Source organism: Rothia sp. ND6WE1A (assembly GCF_001683935.1).
Lineage (GTDB): Bacteria > Actinomycetota > Actinomycetes > Actinomycetales > Micrococcaceae > Rothia > Rothia amarae.
The window spans coordinates 1-15,619 of the sequence record NZ_LXTU01000013.1; the positions used below are offsets into that span (position 1 = coordinate 1).

A 15,619-nucleotide genomic window follows, 5' to 3' on the forward strand; every position below is an offset into this window, starting at 1 on the left:
GGGAGGGGCACACCTAGACCGTCGCGCAGGCGGGCGGCGTCCTCAATGGCGGCAAAATGTTCGGTGCCATGAAGGGTGAAGGCAAGAGCGCGGTTGGCTGAAACTAGTTCGCGGGCAAACGCTTCAGCCTGCTCTGAGGTGAGGGGTTCTTCTTCAGTTTCCTCGCTAGAGCGGTTGACCCTCAGCCGGGCTGCTAACTGATGGGCGTTGAGCGGGCCGAGCAAACGTAGCAGGTCAGCGGCGCCTTCAACTCCTTGGTAGCGGTAGCCTGCCACGCTGTGCTGCAGGCGGGCTTCGGTTTGGCGAATGACGTTGGCGTCGAGCAATTCTCGCAGTTCATCGCGCCCTAATAATTCGGAAAGTAGCGCCGAGTCAAGGGTGAGCGCTGCCGCGCGTCGTTCTGCAAGGGGCGAATCGCCCTCGTAGAGGAACTGTGCAACGTACCCAAAGAGTAACGTGCGCGCAAAAGGCGAGGGGGATTCTGTTTCAATCTCGCTCACGCGGATGGCGCGGGAGTCTATTTTGCGGTGGATGTCCATTAGGGCAGGCAAATCATAGACATCCTGCAAGCACTCGCGCACGGTTTCTAAAATGATGGGAAAGTTGGAGAATTTGCGGGCGACGTCCAGAAGTTGGGCAGATTGCTGGCGTTGCTGCCAGAGCGGGGTTCGCCGCCCTGGGTCGCGGCGGGGCAGAAGCAAGGCGCGCGCTGCATTTTCGCGGAACCGGCTGGCGAACAGGGCGGAGGAACCTACTCGTTCGGTGACGATGTTTTCGAGTTCATCGGTGTCGAAGAAGAACAGGGATGCCCCGGGTGGTTCCGCCTCGATGGAAGGAATGCGGAGCACGATGCCGTCGTCAGCCGCCATTGCTGAGGCATTGACGCCGAACATATCTTCGGCTCGCTGACCGACGGCCAGCGCCCAGGGTGCGTGCACGGGCATGCCGTAGGGGGAGTGTAGAACGACTCGCCAGTCCCCAATTTCATCGCGGAATCTTTCTACGATGAACTGCTGGTCAGAAGGCACCGCCCCGGTTGCTTCGGATTGTTCGCGAACGTAGGCCTGCACGTTATCGGCAGCCCACGTGTCAAGACCGATAGCTTCTACACGCTGACGAGCGGCAGCAGGCTCATTCTGAATCTCTGTGGCGAGCTCACGGGTGAACTGGCCCAGCGCGCGGCCGAGTTCGACCGGACGTCCCGGCCCCTCCCCATGCCAGAAAGGTAGCTTGCCAGGCACACCAGGGGCGGGGGTAACGCTCACGCGGTCGTGGCTAATATCTTCAATACGCCAGGAGGTAGCACCCAGAGCGATGACGTCGCCCGCCCGGGACTCGTACACCATCTCTTCATCGAGTTCACCCACGCGTTTAGGGGCTTTGGAGTCTTCTGAACCCACAATGTAAACGGGAAACAGCCCGCGGTCAGGTATCGTACCGCCGGAGGTTACCGCCACCCGCTGCGCACCGGGACGGCCTTCGAGCGTGCCAGCATCGCGATCCCAAATGACGCGCGGGCGCAACTCAGCAAATTCATCGGAGGGGTACTTACCCGAGAGCAAATCTAAGGTTGCCTCAAAAGCACTGCGCGGCAGGGTGGCGAAGGGGGCGGTATGGCGAAGCGCCTCAAACCAGGACTCCACATCGATAGGTCCAAGCGCGCAGGCAGCCACGGTTTGCTGGGCAAGAATATCCAGCGGATTTTGCGGAATAGAGAGCGGCTCAATATTGCCCGCGAGCATTCGTTGAACGGTCACCGTGGCATTGAGCAAATCGCCGCGGTGCTTGGGATAGAGGTATCCTCTGGAAATTTCTCCTACCTGGTGGCCCGCGCGTCCTACTCTTTGCAAACCAGAGGCGACTGAACCGGGGGATTCCACCTGAATTACCAGATCTACCGCACCCATATCGATGCCCAACTCAAGGGAGCTGGTGGCAACCACACAGCGAAGTTCACCTGATTTGAGCGCTTCTTCAATCACCGATCGCTGGTCTTTAGAGACCGATCCGTGGTGCGCTCGCGCGAGGAGCGGCGGGACGCCGTGGGCAGTGGCGGATTGCGCCATGATTTGCGCTGGTGGGCGCTTGATTTTGGCGTCTTCACGTTCGATTCGAGCGCCACCGTTTGCCGCCAGCGCCTGGCTGAGAGCTTCGGAAATATTCTGCGGCGGGGACGTCACTCGCGGGGAGGCAGAGGCGTTTTCCGAATCTTCGGAGGAACCTTCCATAGCCGCTCGTGCTTCCTCACGGTCAGCGTGAATTTCGTTGAGACGCGCGGTCAGTTTCTCCGCCAAACCGCGAGAGTTGGCAAACACAATGGTGGAGCGGTACTTCTCCACCAAATCAACAATTCTCTCTTCAACGTGCGGCCAGATAGACGCCTGGTAGCCACTGGTATCCGGCGTTGCTTCTTGCGCTATCTCAGCGGGGGAGAGCTCTGCCGGGTCGAATTCTTCAATCTCAGTGCGGGTGATTTCTACCTGTGGGGCAGGGGCGTTTTCCTGCGGAAAAATCCCGATAGCGTCGGCAAGAGTAAGCCCGCGCGTCAGATGATCGATGTCTACAGCAGGTATGGAGTGCTGGTCCGGGGCGGTACCGTCCCGTTCCAGTAGCGAATCGCTGTTGACCATGCCGTCGTCGTGGAATTCGGTGCCGGTTTCAAATGCATTGACGCGCACCCGGGCGCGATCTGCCAGCTTGTCGACGTAGGCGCCGCCCACCGCTGAACCCACCCCAGCTACTGGTTCGCCGTTTTCCTCCCGGCTAGGGTCTGACTGTTCGCCCTCGCCATAGGTGTTGGGGCCGCCCAGCTTGGTCATATCGGGCACAGGAACAGAAACGGTTAGTTCCCATTTTTTCTCCGAGGGCGGTTGCACAATATCAACCGGGGCGACGCCGCCGAGAAAGCGCGCGACGGTTTCGACCGGCTCTACCGTTGCGGAAAGACCGATGCGTTGCACGGGCTGGTCGAGTATCTGATCCAGGCGCTCTAGCGAAACCGCCAGGTGTGCTCCTCTTTTGGTTCCGGCAACAGCATGAACCTCATCAATAATCACCGTATGAACCGCCGCCAGCGTAGAGCGCGCTTTCGAGGTTAGCATCAGGTAGAGAGATTCGGGGGTGGTGATGAGAATATCTGGGGGATTGGAGATGAGCTGACGGCGCTCCTTAGGCGGTGTATCGCCCGAACGCACCCCAACGGTCACATTCGGTACATCGGCGCCCATCCGCTTTGCGGTTTGAGCGATGCCAATCAGAGGGGAGCGCAGGTTGCGTTCGACGTCCACACCGAGGGCTTTGAGCGGAGAAATGTAGAGAACCTTGGTACCGGTTTTTTGGTTCGGGGCACTTTCTTGAATATGAAGCCGGTCAAGTGCCCAGAGAAAAGCCGCCAGAGTTTTACCCGAGCCGGTAGGTGCAACTACGAGCGCGTGTTTGCCAGCGGAAATCGCGTGCCATGCGCCGTCCTGCGCGGCGGTAGGGGCGGTGAACGCCCCGGTAAACCACTCGCGGGTGGGTGCAGAGAAATACTGAAGCGAGTTATGAAAAGTGCCGGCAGAGGTCATTTGTTCATTATGCCAGGTGGGAGTGACAAACCAAGTCAACTTACATATGCTTTACCGGGTCACGCGCCCGTCTCATCCCTCACCTGGTGGAAAGCAACCGGGAAAAGGCCGAAAAAGCACCGGTGACTGCTGTGCTGAGCTTTGACACCAACTGGTCCGAAAGATTCCCCGAGTTCAATCCTCGCGCTGCTGGTATGCGGGAAATGTTCCGTGACAATGAGGGTGTTCGCCACTCGTCCGGTTTGTTGTCCTCATCTATTGCTGCAGGTTACTTCATCATCGCTACGCGTGCGCTAGGTTTGGCTGCGGGTCCTATGACTGGCGCTGATTTTGAGGGTATCACCCAGGAGTTCTTCCCCGATGGCGAGCGCAAGGCTTTTTTGGCGGTTAATCTGGGGTACGGCGTCCTCCCAGAATATGACCGTAGCCCCCGCTTCTCCTTTGATGAAGCAGCAGAGATTCTCTAATCACTGGTGAATAAAAAATAAGGCAGGTTTTGCTCTTGAATAGAGCGAAACCTGCCTTATTTTTTATGGTTCTTAGAATCTCACGGTGTCGGGCTTACTTTGCCTGGGCACCAATCTGGCCTACGGAGAGCTGTCCCGTTTCGGTGGAGGAGCATGCCTCAGCGGGGAAGTTCAGCACCAGCGAAGACGACGTACCTGGAATACTCACGCGGTAACCGGCTGCCTGAGTGGGCTGGCAGGATGCCGCGTCGTAAAGCCCCGCACGAGTTTCACGTAGCGTTGCGCTCGCAGATTCGCCCGAGCCAATCACAGCTCCCGAGCTGGTCCACTCTGCGGCCTGTTTAGCGGCTGCGCCTATCTGGTTGCCCTGCGCGTCCACGTAATTGACACTGGGGTAACCGCTCAACGAGCACGGTGTAGAACCGGAGTTGGTGAAGGTGAGGTTCATATATCGAGAGCCTGCAGCCCCGCCGCCGGGGGCTACCTCTGCGGCAATACGGATGTGCTCGTAGTCGCATGCTGCGCTCTGCTGAGCATCTGCATTCGCTGTTTCGTTAGGTGTAGCCGCGGCGCTGGATTCGGTAGCCGGCGCTGGAGCCGGGGTTTGTGGCTCTTGGGTCACCGTGGTGACGCTACCCCGAGGAGGCGCCGTTTCCTCTGTGACCGTAGGTTCGGTGACGGTTGGCTCATGAACGGTCGGAGTTGCTACCGGACTGGGGGTCGCAGCGGGTGAGGTGCGCGTTGCGCTGGGTTTGGGCGATCCCGATGCAGTAGCAGATGCGGTAGATGAAGCTGATACTGCGGCAGTGGGTGCCTCGGTCGGGGTTTCAGGCGTACTTTCCCCACCGCCACAAGCGGAGAGCGCTAAAATGCTGATGCTCGCTACGAGGAGGAGAGAATGCCGAGGGGATTTGAGGGGGCTCATATTACATCCCAGGTTTGAGGGTCACCGTTGCGCCATCAAGACCTTCGGCGTATTCGGTCTGGCACGAAAGGCGGGAGTATTCGTTGGCGACGTCGTCGACCATATCTAGCAAATCTTCTTCAGCTTCGGTGCGTTCTCCTGATGCTTCGAAATGTTCAGGATCGATGTACGCGTGGCAGGTAGCGCAGGAGGCGTTGCCTCCGCAGGTAGCTAGAACGGGGAACTGGTTTGCTAACAGGGCGTCAAGGAGCGTCTGATCTTCTTCCCAGGTTGCTCCGCGAGTCTCGCCGCTCTCGTTAACTACATTGATGTTGATGCTCATGAGAATGTACTCCTTGTAATTTTTCGCTCATTATTATTCTAGAGCGTGGTGAAGTTTTACCCTATTATGCCCAGTATGGAGAGCATAAATCTTGCTCTCGTGGGCAATCCCTCACTCACTCCGCACCTAGAAATGGCGTGGAAAAACAAAAAACCCGCTTCCGAAGAAGCGGGCTATTTAGTGCGCCCGAAGGGATTCGAACCCCCAACCTTCTGATCCGTAGTCAGATGCTCTATCCGTTGAGCTACAGGCGCATGTTCTGTTTTCCGGGCTACCCCGTTTCAGCAACAGGTAATACTCTACACGCGCTAGAGAACCTTGCCAAATCGAAAAGGGGTGACACTCGTTACATGTTGCTCGCTGGAAGAAGAAACCCCGAAAACTAGCGGAAGTTCATCAACTATTTATCGAAAAAACGCAAGAGGTTGAGCTATATTCTGACATTTGTGCGTAATTGATGGTTTAAACCCACTCTTTACTGTTACTTTGGTGTTCTAATCACAAAGAGGTGATGGTCTTCAAAACGTTGCGTTGTCCTTCATTCTCAGTAGAGATGACGCATTTGCTTCTTAAAGAACGAGAGGCACAGTTTTTGAAGATTCAAATCTTCGGCACAACGCGGTGTCGCGGTGCGTAAAACTTTAAGGGGAATCGTCAGATGGCTGACCTTTCAAACGGTACTGTTTCTTCCGGCCTGAACCAGCAGGTTCAAGACCAGCTTGCTCAGGCACCAACTCAATACACTGAGCTGGTGGATTGGGTGCGAGAAGTCGCTGAGCTTACCGAACCTGAATCCATCGTGTGGGTTGATGGCACGGAAGAAGAATATGACCGCCTAGCCGGTGAACTCGTGGAAGCTGGTACTTTCCGCCGTCTTTCTGATCATGAGTTCCCAAACTCTTACGTCGCTTTTTCTGACCCCGATGACGTCGCCCGTGTTGAAGAGCGCACTTTCATCTGCTCCGAAACCGAAGAGGCAGCTGGCCCCACTAATAACTGGCGCGATCCTGCCGAGATGAAGTCGCTGATGAAGGATCTGTACCGCGGTTGCATGCACGGTCGTACCATGTACGTGATTCCTTTTGTCATGGGCTCTCTCGATGCCTCTACTCCTCGTTTCGGCGTAGAAATCACTGACTCTGCATATGTAGTATGCTCCATGCGCATCATGGCAACTATCGGTTCTGATGTCTTGAAGAAGATGTCTGATACCAACGCTTTCTACGTCAAGGCTCTGCACTCTATCGGCGCTCCCTTAGAAGAAGGGCAGCAGGATGTGCCCTGGCCCTGCAACCCCGAGAAGTACATTGTTCACTTCCCCGAGGAGCGTGCAATCTGGTCCTTTGGTTCGGGTTACGGCGGAAACGCACTGCTGGGCAAGAAATGCTACGCCCTGCGTATTGCATCGGCGATGGGACACGACCAAGGCTGGATGGCAGAGCACATGCTTATCCTCAAGGTCTCTAACCCTGAGAACAAAACTAAATTCATCTCCGCCGCTTTCCCCTCTGCCTGCGGTAAGACCAACTTCGCACTCATGAATCCCACTCTTGAGGGATGGAAGACCGAGATGGTGGGCGATGACATTTCCTGGATCAACTTCGATGAAAACGGCACCCCTCGCGTCGTCAACCCCGAAGCAGGTATGTTCGGTGTAGCTCCGGGTACCGGCTGGTCCACTAACCCCAACGCTATGCGCGCAATCGCCAAAGGCAACAATATCTTCACCAACGTTGCTTTGACTGATGACAATTCGGTGTGGTGGGAAGGTAAGACCGATGAGGTACCCGACCACCTTATCGACTGGCAGGGCAACGATTGGACCCCTGAATCGGGCCGTCCTGCGGCACACCCTAACTCACGTTTTTGCACCCCGCTCAACCAGGTAGACATGCTCGCAGAAGAGTTCTACGAACCTGAAGGTGTGCCTCTGTCTGCAATCATCTTCGGTGGACGTCGTAAGACCACTATTCCTTTGGTGTCTGAAGCTGAGTCGTGGAGCGAAGGCGTTTTCCGCGGCGTAACGCTGTCTTCGGAAACTACTGCTGCAGCTAAGGGTGCTGTGGGCGTGGTTCGCCGCGACCCCATGGCAATGCTTCCCTTCATCGGCTACAACGCTTCTGACTACTTCCGCCACTGGCTTGACCTGGGCGAGAAGCACGGCGAAGAGAACATGCCTAAGGTGTACTATGTCAACTGGTTCCGCCGTACCCCCGAGGGTGGTTTCGCGTGGCCTGGCTTCGGTGAGAACTCCCGCGTGGTGAAATGGATTTTCGATCGTCTTGAAGGTACCGCAGGCGGCGAGCACACCCTCATGGGTACCGTGCCCACCCGTGAGGACCTTGACTTGACCGGTCTCAAAATTGAGGACAACGAGCTAGACGCTGCGCTAGCTGTCAATGTTGATGAGATCGAAGCTGAGCTTATCGGCATCGATGAATGGCTGGAGAAATTCGGTGATGACCTGCCTCAACGCATTCACGAACAGCGTGATGCACTGGCACAGCGTATTGAAGAAGCTCGTAGCAATTCCTAACCATTAGACGGACACATTAGTACTGAACCGGCGATATATTGCTCTCAATATATCGTCGGTTCAATTTTTTAGATTATCTAAGCTCTATAATCAATCTTTGGCTTTAAACAACAGTAATATTTGATACCGAAACTAGTTTTCGTTCGCTAGAAATGACCTCTGCGGTCATTTCACATATCACTCTCCATCTGAAGGGACAATCAGCAGTGGATAACTTGCTCAGTGTTAAGGGCGTGACTAAAAAACACGAACATCTGCGAGCGCTTAAAGGCGTAGACCTTACAGTGGTGCGCGGTGAAGTATTGGGTCTGCTCGGGGAAAATGGTGCGGGTAAATCCACGCTGCTTTCGATTCTCGGTGGATGGGACACCGCAGATTCTGGGACGATGATGTTGGCAGGGGAGCCGTATGCGCCGTCGAACCCCGATGAGGCTCTAGCTTGCGGAGTCGGCTCGATTCGCCAGAAATTCTCGGTAGATCCTACGCTGACGGTAGCGCAGACCATCTTCCGCTCGACCTTTCATGCGCAGAAGAGCGAGCAGGAGCAGAACGAGCGTGCCGCCGAGCTTCTGAGCGACGCGGGCTTGGAAATTAGCCCTTCCTCCCTGATGGGCGATTTGGTGCGTGCAGAACAGGCTCTCATCGAGGTTGTGCGTTTAGTAGCTGAAGAAACCCAGCTGGTATTGATGGATGAAGTTGCGGCGACTTTCAATGACTATGAGATTTTCCAGTTCCATGAGATGACCCGCCGTTTGGTCTCTGAGGGACGTTCGGTCATCTATATCACCCACCGCTTGGATGAAATTCGTTCCCTGGCAGATCGCGCGGTCATTTTGGAAGATGGCATCATCTCCCATGAAATCGTACCCGGTCACATGAGCGCTGAAGACATCGCTTTTAAAATGTTCCGCCGCGAAGTCTCAATGCATCAGCAGCCTTCTGACTTTGTGGAAGAGACCCCCCGTCTCACTATCGAGAACCTCAATGGCGCCCAGGGTTTCTTGAAGAATGTTAATTTCACTCTCGCTCGCGGTGAAGTTCTAGGACTAACCGGTTTGCGTCGTTCGGGAATTAACGAAATCGCCTCGGCGCTGGTTGGCGTAGATGAGACCGCTGAATTCGGAGCCCTTCGCATCAACGGTGAAGACGTCACGATTTCCAGCCCCGAGGACGCCGTCAGCTACGGCATCGGGTATCTCTCAGACAACGACGACGAACTGGGTCTCGCAAACGAACGGTCCATCGCAAAGACCCTCATGGATTCTGCGGGAATCACCAAAGATGAAGGTGCAGGTTTCTTGCACGAAGTCTCTGCCCTTCGCGAGGTAGCAGAGCAAATCCGCAAGCTACACATCAAGACCACCAACATTCAGGGTGAAGTCGGAAAGCTCTCCGGCGGTGACCAGCAGAAAGTGGCGCTGGCACGGTGGATCAGCTCGGACTGCGACATTTTGATTCTCAACCACCCCACCCGCGGCATCGACGTCAGCGCAAAGGTAGAAATCTACAAGATGCTCAAGGACCTTACCGCTGAGGGCGTTTCTATTCTTTTGATTGGCTCGGACATGTCAGAGCTCATGGGACTGTGCAACCGTATCGCTGTCATGAAGGACGGCGAAATCGTAGCAATCCAAGAGCACCGAGACGCTACCGAAGACACGCTGATGGAAGCTGCAATCGGCGATTCTATTATCTAACAGGTTATTTCGAAGACGCTGAACTCGAGCAAGCACAGCAACGGTGTACTAACCTTCTCACCAAGTTCGCTAGCGCTCACGCGGTGATTCATGCCAGCCCCAGCCAGTTCACCTTACTGCTGTGCTTGCTCGAGCTCTTGCTACTGAATAGGATCCTTCACATAAGGTAAATAAAAACCCATGGCCGGTGATTCCCTAAAAATCACCGGCCATGGGTCTAAGTTGCCTCTTTTGGGCTTCGCTTCTCTGCGTCTAGCTTGTGGGGCTTAGAGGGAGATACGGTTTGCGATGGTGTTGAGCTTGTGGCGAGCGAGCGCTAGGTTCGCGGTGTTACGATCAAGCACCAGATAAACGAACAGACCAGCGGTCTCAGAAGCGTTGAGTACGTTAATGAGGTGGTACTGGGAGTTGAGGGTAATCATGATGTCTTCGATGTTGCCCTCTAGACCGAGATCGTTCATGGTCTTGAGCTTTGCGCGGACAACGTTGGAGTTACCTGCTGCTGCAACGGTGAGATCGAACCCGGGGTTGCCGCCGGAAGCTAGAGCCATGCCAGAAGAGATGTCCACGAGTGCTGCGCCGTTTGCGCCTTCGATGGAAAGAAGTTCCTGGATTGAGGTGTCAAGCTGTGACATGAGTGAATCCTTATCTGGTGTTATTGATCGTCATGGACTTTAGTACTAACCCGATCAGCATTTGACGAGCACCAATTATATTCTTCAAGTTCCCCCTGAAAAAGATGCTTTAGCAATGCTTGTGGGCACAAACTATTTACAATGTTACCCACAAGTAAAGAGTTTCGAAATCATCCTTTTGACGATATTTTGCGGTGAACATAACTTTGTCGAGGTGTTTGTACATGTAAGTGTGTATAGTCGCTAGTCACAAGCGGATGCACTGTGAATATGGTTCTGAACTCATTTCGCACTAGTGCGCGCTGTGGTTTGCTCAGAGGAGTAAACTAAATTTCAGATTATGCCAAAAAATCATGAAGGAGGGGCATTGCGTCTAACTGCTTTTTCCGACGTTTCATTACGGATCATGATTCTTTTGGCAGGTGCTGAGGACAAGAAGCTTTCTACCCAGACTATTGCTCAGGGAGTGGGCACGCCCTATAACCATGTGGCTAAATCCGTTGCGTTCTTGGCAAATCATGGATGGGTTGTGGCAACTCGCGGGCGTGCCGGCGGCGTCGTCTTGTCTGAGGCTGGCAAGAATGTGACGGTTGGTCATATTCTGCGCCAGACCGAGGGGGATATTCCCATGGTGGAGTGCGAGAGTGAACATGGTGATTGTCCGCTGAATTCTTCCTGCCGCTTGCGGGGCTATCTTTCCAGGGCTCGGGAGGCATTCTTTGAGGTTCTAGATCCCATCACGATTTCCAGTCTGCCCACACAGCGGCAGATGGGTCCGGTTTTTGTTGAGCTGGGCTTGGGGCCGTTGAGCCAGACGAAGAAGTTAACTCAGGCATCGTAGATGAAGATGAGCTGTTTATGAAGCAGCTCATCTTTTTTATTCCTTATCTTGTATTAAATATGCTAGTTTTGGAGATGGTTAATTAAGATTTTGTCCCAAAGGAGAGACATCGTGCTTTCAGAAAAGTCACGCCCCATCATTGAAGCCACCGCGCCCGTCGTTGCCGAGCGGATGCCTCACATCACCCCGGAGTTCTACAAGCGTATGTTCGCCGCTCGTCCTGACCTGATGGACGGCATGTTTTCACGTTCATCGCAGCTCGAAGGCACTCAGCCCCAGGCGCTCTCTAACTCAATCGTCATTTTTGCTACTTATATTTTGAACAATCCCGATAAGTACCCCGACGAAGTGCTCTCCCGCGTGGCACACAAACACGCCTCCCTGGGACTGCTCGAAGATGAGTACCCCACCGTCTACAAGTACCTGTTTGAAGCTATTGCAGCGGATTTGGGCGATGCCTGCACCCCTGAAGTTGCCGAGGCGTGGAGCGAAGTTTACTGGTTGATGGCAAACGCTCTCATCAAGATTGAGAAGGGTCTTTACGCACAGCAGGCTAACGACGTCATGCGCGCACCCTTCAAGCTTGTATCCCGCAAGGAAACCGGTGATCAGGTAGTAGATCTTACTTTTGAACCTGCAGACGACACCGCGATGACCGAGTCAAAAGCAGGTCAGTACATCTCACTGTTCACTCAGGCAGAAGATGGCCTCCTGCAGCCTCGCCAGTACACGTTGCTACCCTCTGAAAAGAACCAGCGCCGCGTAGCTATCAAGCTCGACCCCAACGGTGAGATGACCAAGCGCCACTTCGCTCTGCGGGGGGGTGACGTCGTTGATATCTCAAACCCCTACGGTGATATCACCCTGGGTGGATTTGGCGACGACGGCTCAGGGCCGCTCTACCTCTTCTCGGCAGGTATCGGCGTGACCCCTATGCTTGCTTTCCTCTCCGAACTGGTGGACCAAAACTCCCAGCGTGAAGTTGTAGTCGTTCATTCCTCTTCCAGCAAGGATGCGTGGCCGTTACGCGAAGAAATGGAAGAGCTCGTAGGCAAGCTGGCTAACGGCAAACTCATTAGCTTCTTGGGCGATGGTTCGGGCGATTTTGAAGGTCGCGTGGATGTTTCTCAACTTGATGTTCCTTCCGACGCCTCGGTTTATCTCTGCGGACCTCTTGGCTTCATGAAGGACACTCGTTCTGCTTTGGTAGATGCAGGTGTTCCTGGCGTCCAGATTCAGTACGAGATTTTTGGTCCTGACCAGTGGATGCTTCGCGATACTGCACGAGCTGAAAACAAGTAACGGTTATTCTTTACATCTAAAGTGCCGCTTCCTTATCAGGGGAGTGGCACTTTGGGCGTAAAGAATAAATCCTATTTCCAGGAAAGAGTGGTTCCTGGCTCAATGGCGCCCAGCTTACGGAGTCTGAGCGCTGGTACTTCAATGACGGCGGCGGTACGCGCCGGTGAAGGCAGGCGGAGAGTTCCGAACCCGGGCTTGACATCGTAGGTGACCTTGAGCACTCGGTTCTGGGCATCTAACCACACGATGTCGAGCGGAAATTGCACGCCCAAAAGAGTCAGTGAGGTAGCTTTCCGTGGGAGAACTAGAAGAAGACCGTGAACGTTTTTGAGTTTTTGATGTCCTGACAGCCCTTTACTCAACGAGTCAGTGGTGTCTGCAACGGCGAGCTTGAGGGAACCTGCCGGGCCGACGACGGTGCGGTGGGGGAGTGCATCTAGATTCTGCGCATCTCGGGTGGCGATAAATTTCAGCGCCTGATAGATGGCAATGCCCACCAGGCAAAGAACGGCTAGTAACACTACTGTCCACCACAGTAAACCCATAGATATACCTCGTCCTGAAATACGTTCGTGAAAAATGAGTTGATAGTAAAACACCACGTCAGAAAATGGTTGCTTACCCTCCTAGTTTATATAGTTAAAAAACCACTGCGACGATAGGTGAACTTCAATGGAGAATTCCCCACAACTCCCAGGCAGAACCGAACGCCCCGTTCCTGCTTCCCCGGCGAAATCTTCTCGGATTCTGGAGGGTATTTCGGCATTTGTTCTGGTAGCTGGAGTTATTTACGCTGTGGTGACTTATGTTGGGTTGCCTCAAATAGTTCCGGTTCATTTCGGCCCCAACGGAGAACCTGACGACTGGGGCGATAAAAATCAATTCCTTCTCGCACCTATCATGCTGTGCATGGTGACTCTTTTCTGTCTGGTGATAGCGCGATTCCCTCGAATTCATAATGTGCCGAAAACTCCTTCAACCGCTGAAGGATGGCAAGCTCTCTATACTTGCTCCCGCAATATGCTGCTGTGGACCTCTATCGGAGTAGGGCTCATGCTCGTTTTTGTCACCTATTCAACATCGCATCCAGAAACATCAGGTCCGTGGATGGCGTTGTTAGTGCTTTTCATCCTTGCGCCCATCGTTTATTACATTCCTAAAATGCTGAAAATTGCCAAGTAGCCCCACAGTTGCCGGCTCTGCGCTAGCATCAAATTATGCTTCCTGATTCAACGTTGGTGCTTAGTTTTTTCATCATTTTGGGTGCTGGGCTGAGCGCTGGTTTTATTAACGCCATCGTTGGCTCTGGAACCCTTATTTCATTCCCCCTTCTGCTCCTACTGGGGTATCCGCCACTCACCGCTAACATTTCAAGCTCGGTGGGTTTGGTTGCGGGAAATATCTCCGGTGCATACGGTTACCGCAGGGAAATTCGGCAGAATTCGGGTCTTATCAAAATGCTCCTACCCAGCTCTATTCTGGGCGGTATTACCGGTGCGTCTCTGTTGTTGATTCTGCCCGAATCAGCCTTCGCCTTCGTCGTTCCAGTGCTCGTTGGTTTAGGCCTCATCATGGTGGTTGTGGGGCCCAAAATTCAGCAACGAGTAGCTGCCGCTCGCTCACATGATACTAACGCTCAAGAAATTCTTGGCACCACCCCTGAACCGGCGCTGCCCCGGGGCAAAAAACGGCTGGCAGTCATCTTGGTAATCGGTACTGTAGCGCTCATCAATCTGCTGCTGAATTAGAAGCCTACTTCCGCATACGCTAAAGGGCACTCCCTGTCAGCAACAGAGAGCGCCCTCGAAGTGCTTACGTCCTAGCGACTAAACACGAAAATGATTAGGCACGAACCAGAGCAAGAATCTCATCGCGTACACGTTCCATGGTTGCCTGATCAGGGGCTTCAAGGTTCATCCGCAAGAAGGGTTCGGTGTTGGAGGGGCGAAGGTTTACCCACCAGCCCTCAGTCTTGTGCTCAAAGGTAGTGCCATCCATCTCGGAAACCTCAACAGAATCGCCGAGAGCTTCGCGAACCCGTGCAATAGCTGCGTCCTTATCTTCCACTTCAGAGTTAATCTCACCGGGGGAGAAGTAGGGCTGGTACTCAGCACCGATTTCGGAAAGCTGTTTTTCGGAGTTACCTAGAACTGCTAGCACGTGCATTGCGGCAAGCATGCCGGTATCCGCGTTGAAGAAGTCCTTGAAGTAGTAGTGAGCTGAATGCTCGCCACCGAAGATGCCGCCTTCAGAAGCCATGACAGCCTTGATGAAGGAGTGACCCACGCGGGTCTTTACCGAACGGCCACCGAGCTTCTCCACGAGTTCAGGAACAGCCTTAGAGGTGATGAGGTTGTAAATAACAACGGGCTCAGCTTCGCCTTCTGACTGGGCACGCTTGATTTCGCGTTCTGCCACGATAGCGGTGATAGCAGAAGGTGAAACGGGCTGACCCTTTTCGTCGATAACGAAGCAACGATCGGCGTCGCCGTCGAAAGCTAGACCGATATCTGCACCATGCTCCACAACAGCTTTCTGCAAATCCACGAGGTTAGCAGGCTCTAGAGGGTTAGCGGGGTGATTAGGGAAGGAACCGTCCAACTCGAAGTACAGAGGAACGATATCCAAAGGTAGACCGGGAAGAATTGAATCGCCTAGGACTGCGGGGGTGGTCATGCCGCCCATGCCGTTACCGGCGTCAACAACAACCTTCAGAGAGCGGATGTTGGAAAGATCAACGAGGTTGCGTAGGTACTCTGCGTAATCTTTGAGAATGTCTTTTTCTGAAACAGTTCCCTGGATTTCGGACTGGGGGATTTCTCCGGCGTTCAGGTATTGCTGTGCCAAGTCGCGGACGTCGAACAGACCGGTTTCCGAAGAAATCGGGACGGCGCCAGCCTTAGCCATCTTCATGCCGTTGTATTCGGCGGGGTTGTGCGAGGCGGTGAAAGTTACGCCCGCTGCATTCTCCACGCCGCAGGCAAAGTAAAGCTCATCGGTTGAGATGAGGCCTATTTTGATGATGTTTGCGCCACGAGCGGTAGCTCCTTCGGCGAAAGCATTAACGAAATCCGAGCCGGATGGGCGCATATCGCTACCCACCAGAATGTTCTGACCTGCGAGTTCCAGAACATCAACGAATGCTGCTGCGGTTGCACGAACGGTATCCTCGGTGATGGTTTCACCGACGATGCCACGAACGTCGTACGCCTTAAAAGATGCGGTTAAATCAATAGTATTCACAGGTTTATTCTACGTGGCGAGGGCTTTTTTGCGATGTGTACTCAGAGATATTACTTTTATATGGTGAGGAACACCGCAGGTAGTC

13 protein-coding genes and 1 tRNA gene are annotated in these 15,619 nt (G+C 54.1%); 7 read left to right on the forward strand and 7 right to left on the reverse strand.

The annotated features are described in order from the left end of the window. Nucleotides 1-3,566, reverse strand: a 3,566-nt coding sequence (locus A7E48_RS11270; protein WP_233125936.1) for a DEAD/DEAH box helicase, incomplete at its 3' end; no start/stop codon positions are given. A gap of 86 nt (nucleotides 3,567-3,652) precedes the next feature. On the opposite strand from A7E48_RS11270, the gene A7E48_RS01520 reads away from it, so the two are divergent. Continuing rightward, on the forward strand, nucleotides 3,653-4,033 hold the full coding sequence (locus A7E48_RS01520; protein WP_255376887.1) for a nitroreductase family protein: 381 nt from the start codon (nucleotides 3,653-3,655) through the stop codon (nucleotides 4,031-4,033). Between the two features lie 94 nt (nucleotides 4,034-4,127). On the opposite strand, the gene A7E48_RS01525 is transcribed toward A7E48_RS01520, so the two are convergent. From A7E48_RS01525 to A7E48_RS01535, 3 genes are all read right to left on the reverse strand, one after another. Next, complete coding sequence (locus A7E48_RS01525; RefSeq protein WP_068168596.1) at nucleotides 4,128-4,958, reverse strand: DUF4232 domain-containing protein; 831 nt, start codon at nucleotides 4,956-4,958, stop codon at nucleotides 4,128-4,130. A gap of 1 nt (nucleotide 4,959) precedes the next feature. Then, a complete protein-coding gene (locus A7E48_RS01530) occupies nucleotides 4,960-5,280 on the reverse strand; it encodes a 2Fe-2S iron-sulfur cluster-binding protein (protein WP_068168600.1) in 321 nt (106 codons plus the stop codon). A gap of 181 nt (nucleotides 5,281-5,461) precedes the next feature. Beyond that, nucleotides 5,462-5,534: transfer RNA gene (locus A7E48_RS01535), tRNA-Arg, on the reverse strand. A gap of 404 nt (nucleotides 5,535-5,938) precedes the next feature. Here A7E48_RS01535 and A7E48_RS01540 point away from each other — a divergent pair. Continuing rightward, nucleotides 5,939-7,816 (forward strand): phosphoenolpyruvate carboxykinase (GTP), encoded by a 1,878-nt coding sequence (locus A7E48_RS01540; protein WP_068168602.1) that lies wholly within the window; start codon nucleotides 5,939-5,941, stop codon nucleotides 7,814-7,816. A gap of 233 nt (nucleotides 7,817-8,049) precedes the next feature. After that, the gene (locus A7E48_RS01545; RefSeq protein WP_158004381.1) at nucleotides 8,050-9,513 is read left to right on the forward strand and encodes a sugar ABC transporter ATP-binding protein; all 1,464 of its coding nucleotides are present in this window, start codon (nucleotides 8,050-8,052) and stop codon (nucleotides 9,511-9,513) included. A gap of 266 nt (nucleotides 9,514-9,779) precedes the next feature. Here A7E48_RS01545 and A7E48_RS01550 read toward each other — a convergent pair whose 3' ends face one another. Beyond that, nucleotides 9,780-10,148: a hypothetical protein gene (locus A7E48_RS01550; RefSeq protein WP_068168604.1), complete on the reverse strand. Its 369-nt coding sequence runs from the start codon at nucleotides 10,146-10,148 to the stop codon at nucleotides 9,780-9,782. Nucleotides 10,149-10,515: 367 nt separating this feature from the next. On the opposite strand from A7E48_RS01550, the gene A7E48_RS01555 reads away from it, so the two are divergent. Together A7E48_RS01555 and A7E48_RS01560 are read left to right on the forward strand one after the other, a co-directional pair. After that, entirely contained in the window at nucleotides 10,516-10,989 is a 474-nt protein-coding gene (locus A7E48_RS01555) for an Rrf2 family transcriptional regulator (protein WP_068168605.1), read from the forward strand. Between the two features lie 111 nt (nucleotides 10,990-11,100). Beyond that, nucleotides 11,101-12,291 (forward strand): globin domain-containing protein, encoded by a 1,191-nt coding sequence (locus A7E48_RS01560; protein ID WP_068168606.1) that lies wholly within the window; start codon nucleotides 11,101-11,103, stop codon nucleotides 12,289-12,291. Between the two features lie 71 nt (nucleotides 12,292-12,362). Here A7E48_RS01560 and A7E48_RS01565 read toward each other — a convergent pair whose 3' ends face one another. After that, nucleotides 12,363-12,836, reverse strand: coding sequence for a DUF192 domain-containing protein (locus tag A7E48_RS01565; RefSeq protein WP_068168607.1), 474 nt, complete (start codon nucleotides 12,834-12,836; stop codon nucleotides 12,363-12,365). A 127-nt stretch (nucleotides 12,837-12,963) separates the two neighbouring features. Between A7E48_RS01565 and A7E48_RS01570 the strand changes: the two genes are divergently transcribed. Then, nucleotides 12,964-13,473 carry a DUF1648 domain-containing protein gene (locus tag A7E48_RS01570; RefSeq protein ID WP_068168608.1) on the forward strand — a complete coding sequence of 170 codons (510 nt, stop codon included), beginning with the start codon at nucleotides 12,964-12,966 and terminating at the stop codon, nucleotides 13,471-13,473. Nucleotides 13,474-13,508: 35 nt separating this feature from the next. Further along, nucleotides 13,509-14,039 (forward strand): sulfite exporter TauE/SafE family protein, encoded by a 531-nt coding sequence (locus A7E48_RS01575; protein WP_068168609.1) that lies wholly within the window; start codon nucleotides 13,509-13,511, stop codon nucleotides 14,037-14,039. Nucleotides 14,040-14,133: 94 nt separating this feature from the next. On the opposite strand, the gene A7E48_RS01580 is transcribed toward A7E48_RS01575, so the two are convergent. Beyond that, nucleotides 14,134-15,534, reverse strand: coding sequence for a phosphomannomutase/phosphoglucomutase (locus A7E48_RS01580; protein WP_068168610.1), 1,401 nt, complete (start codon nucleotides 15,532-15,534; stop codon nucleotides 14,134-14,136). Between the last annotated feature and the right edge of the window lie 85 nt (nucleotides 15,535-15,619).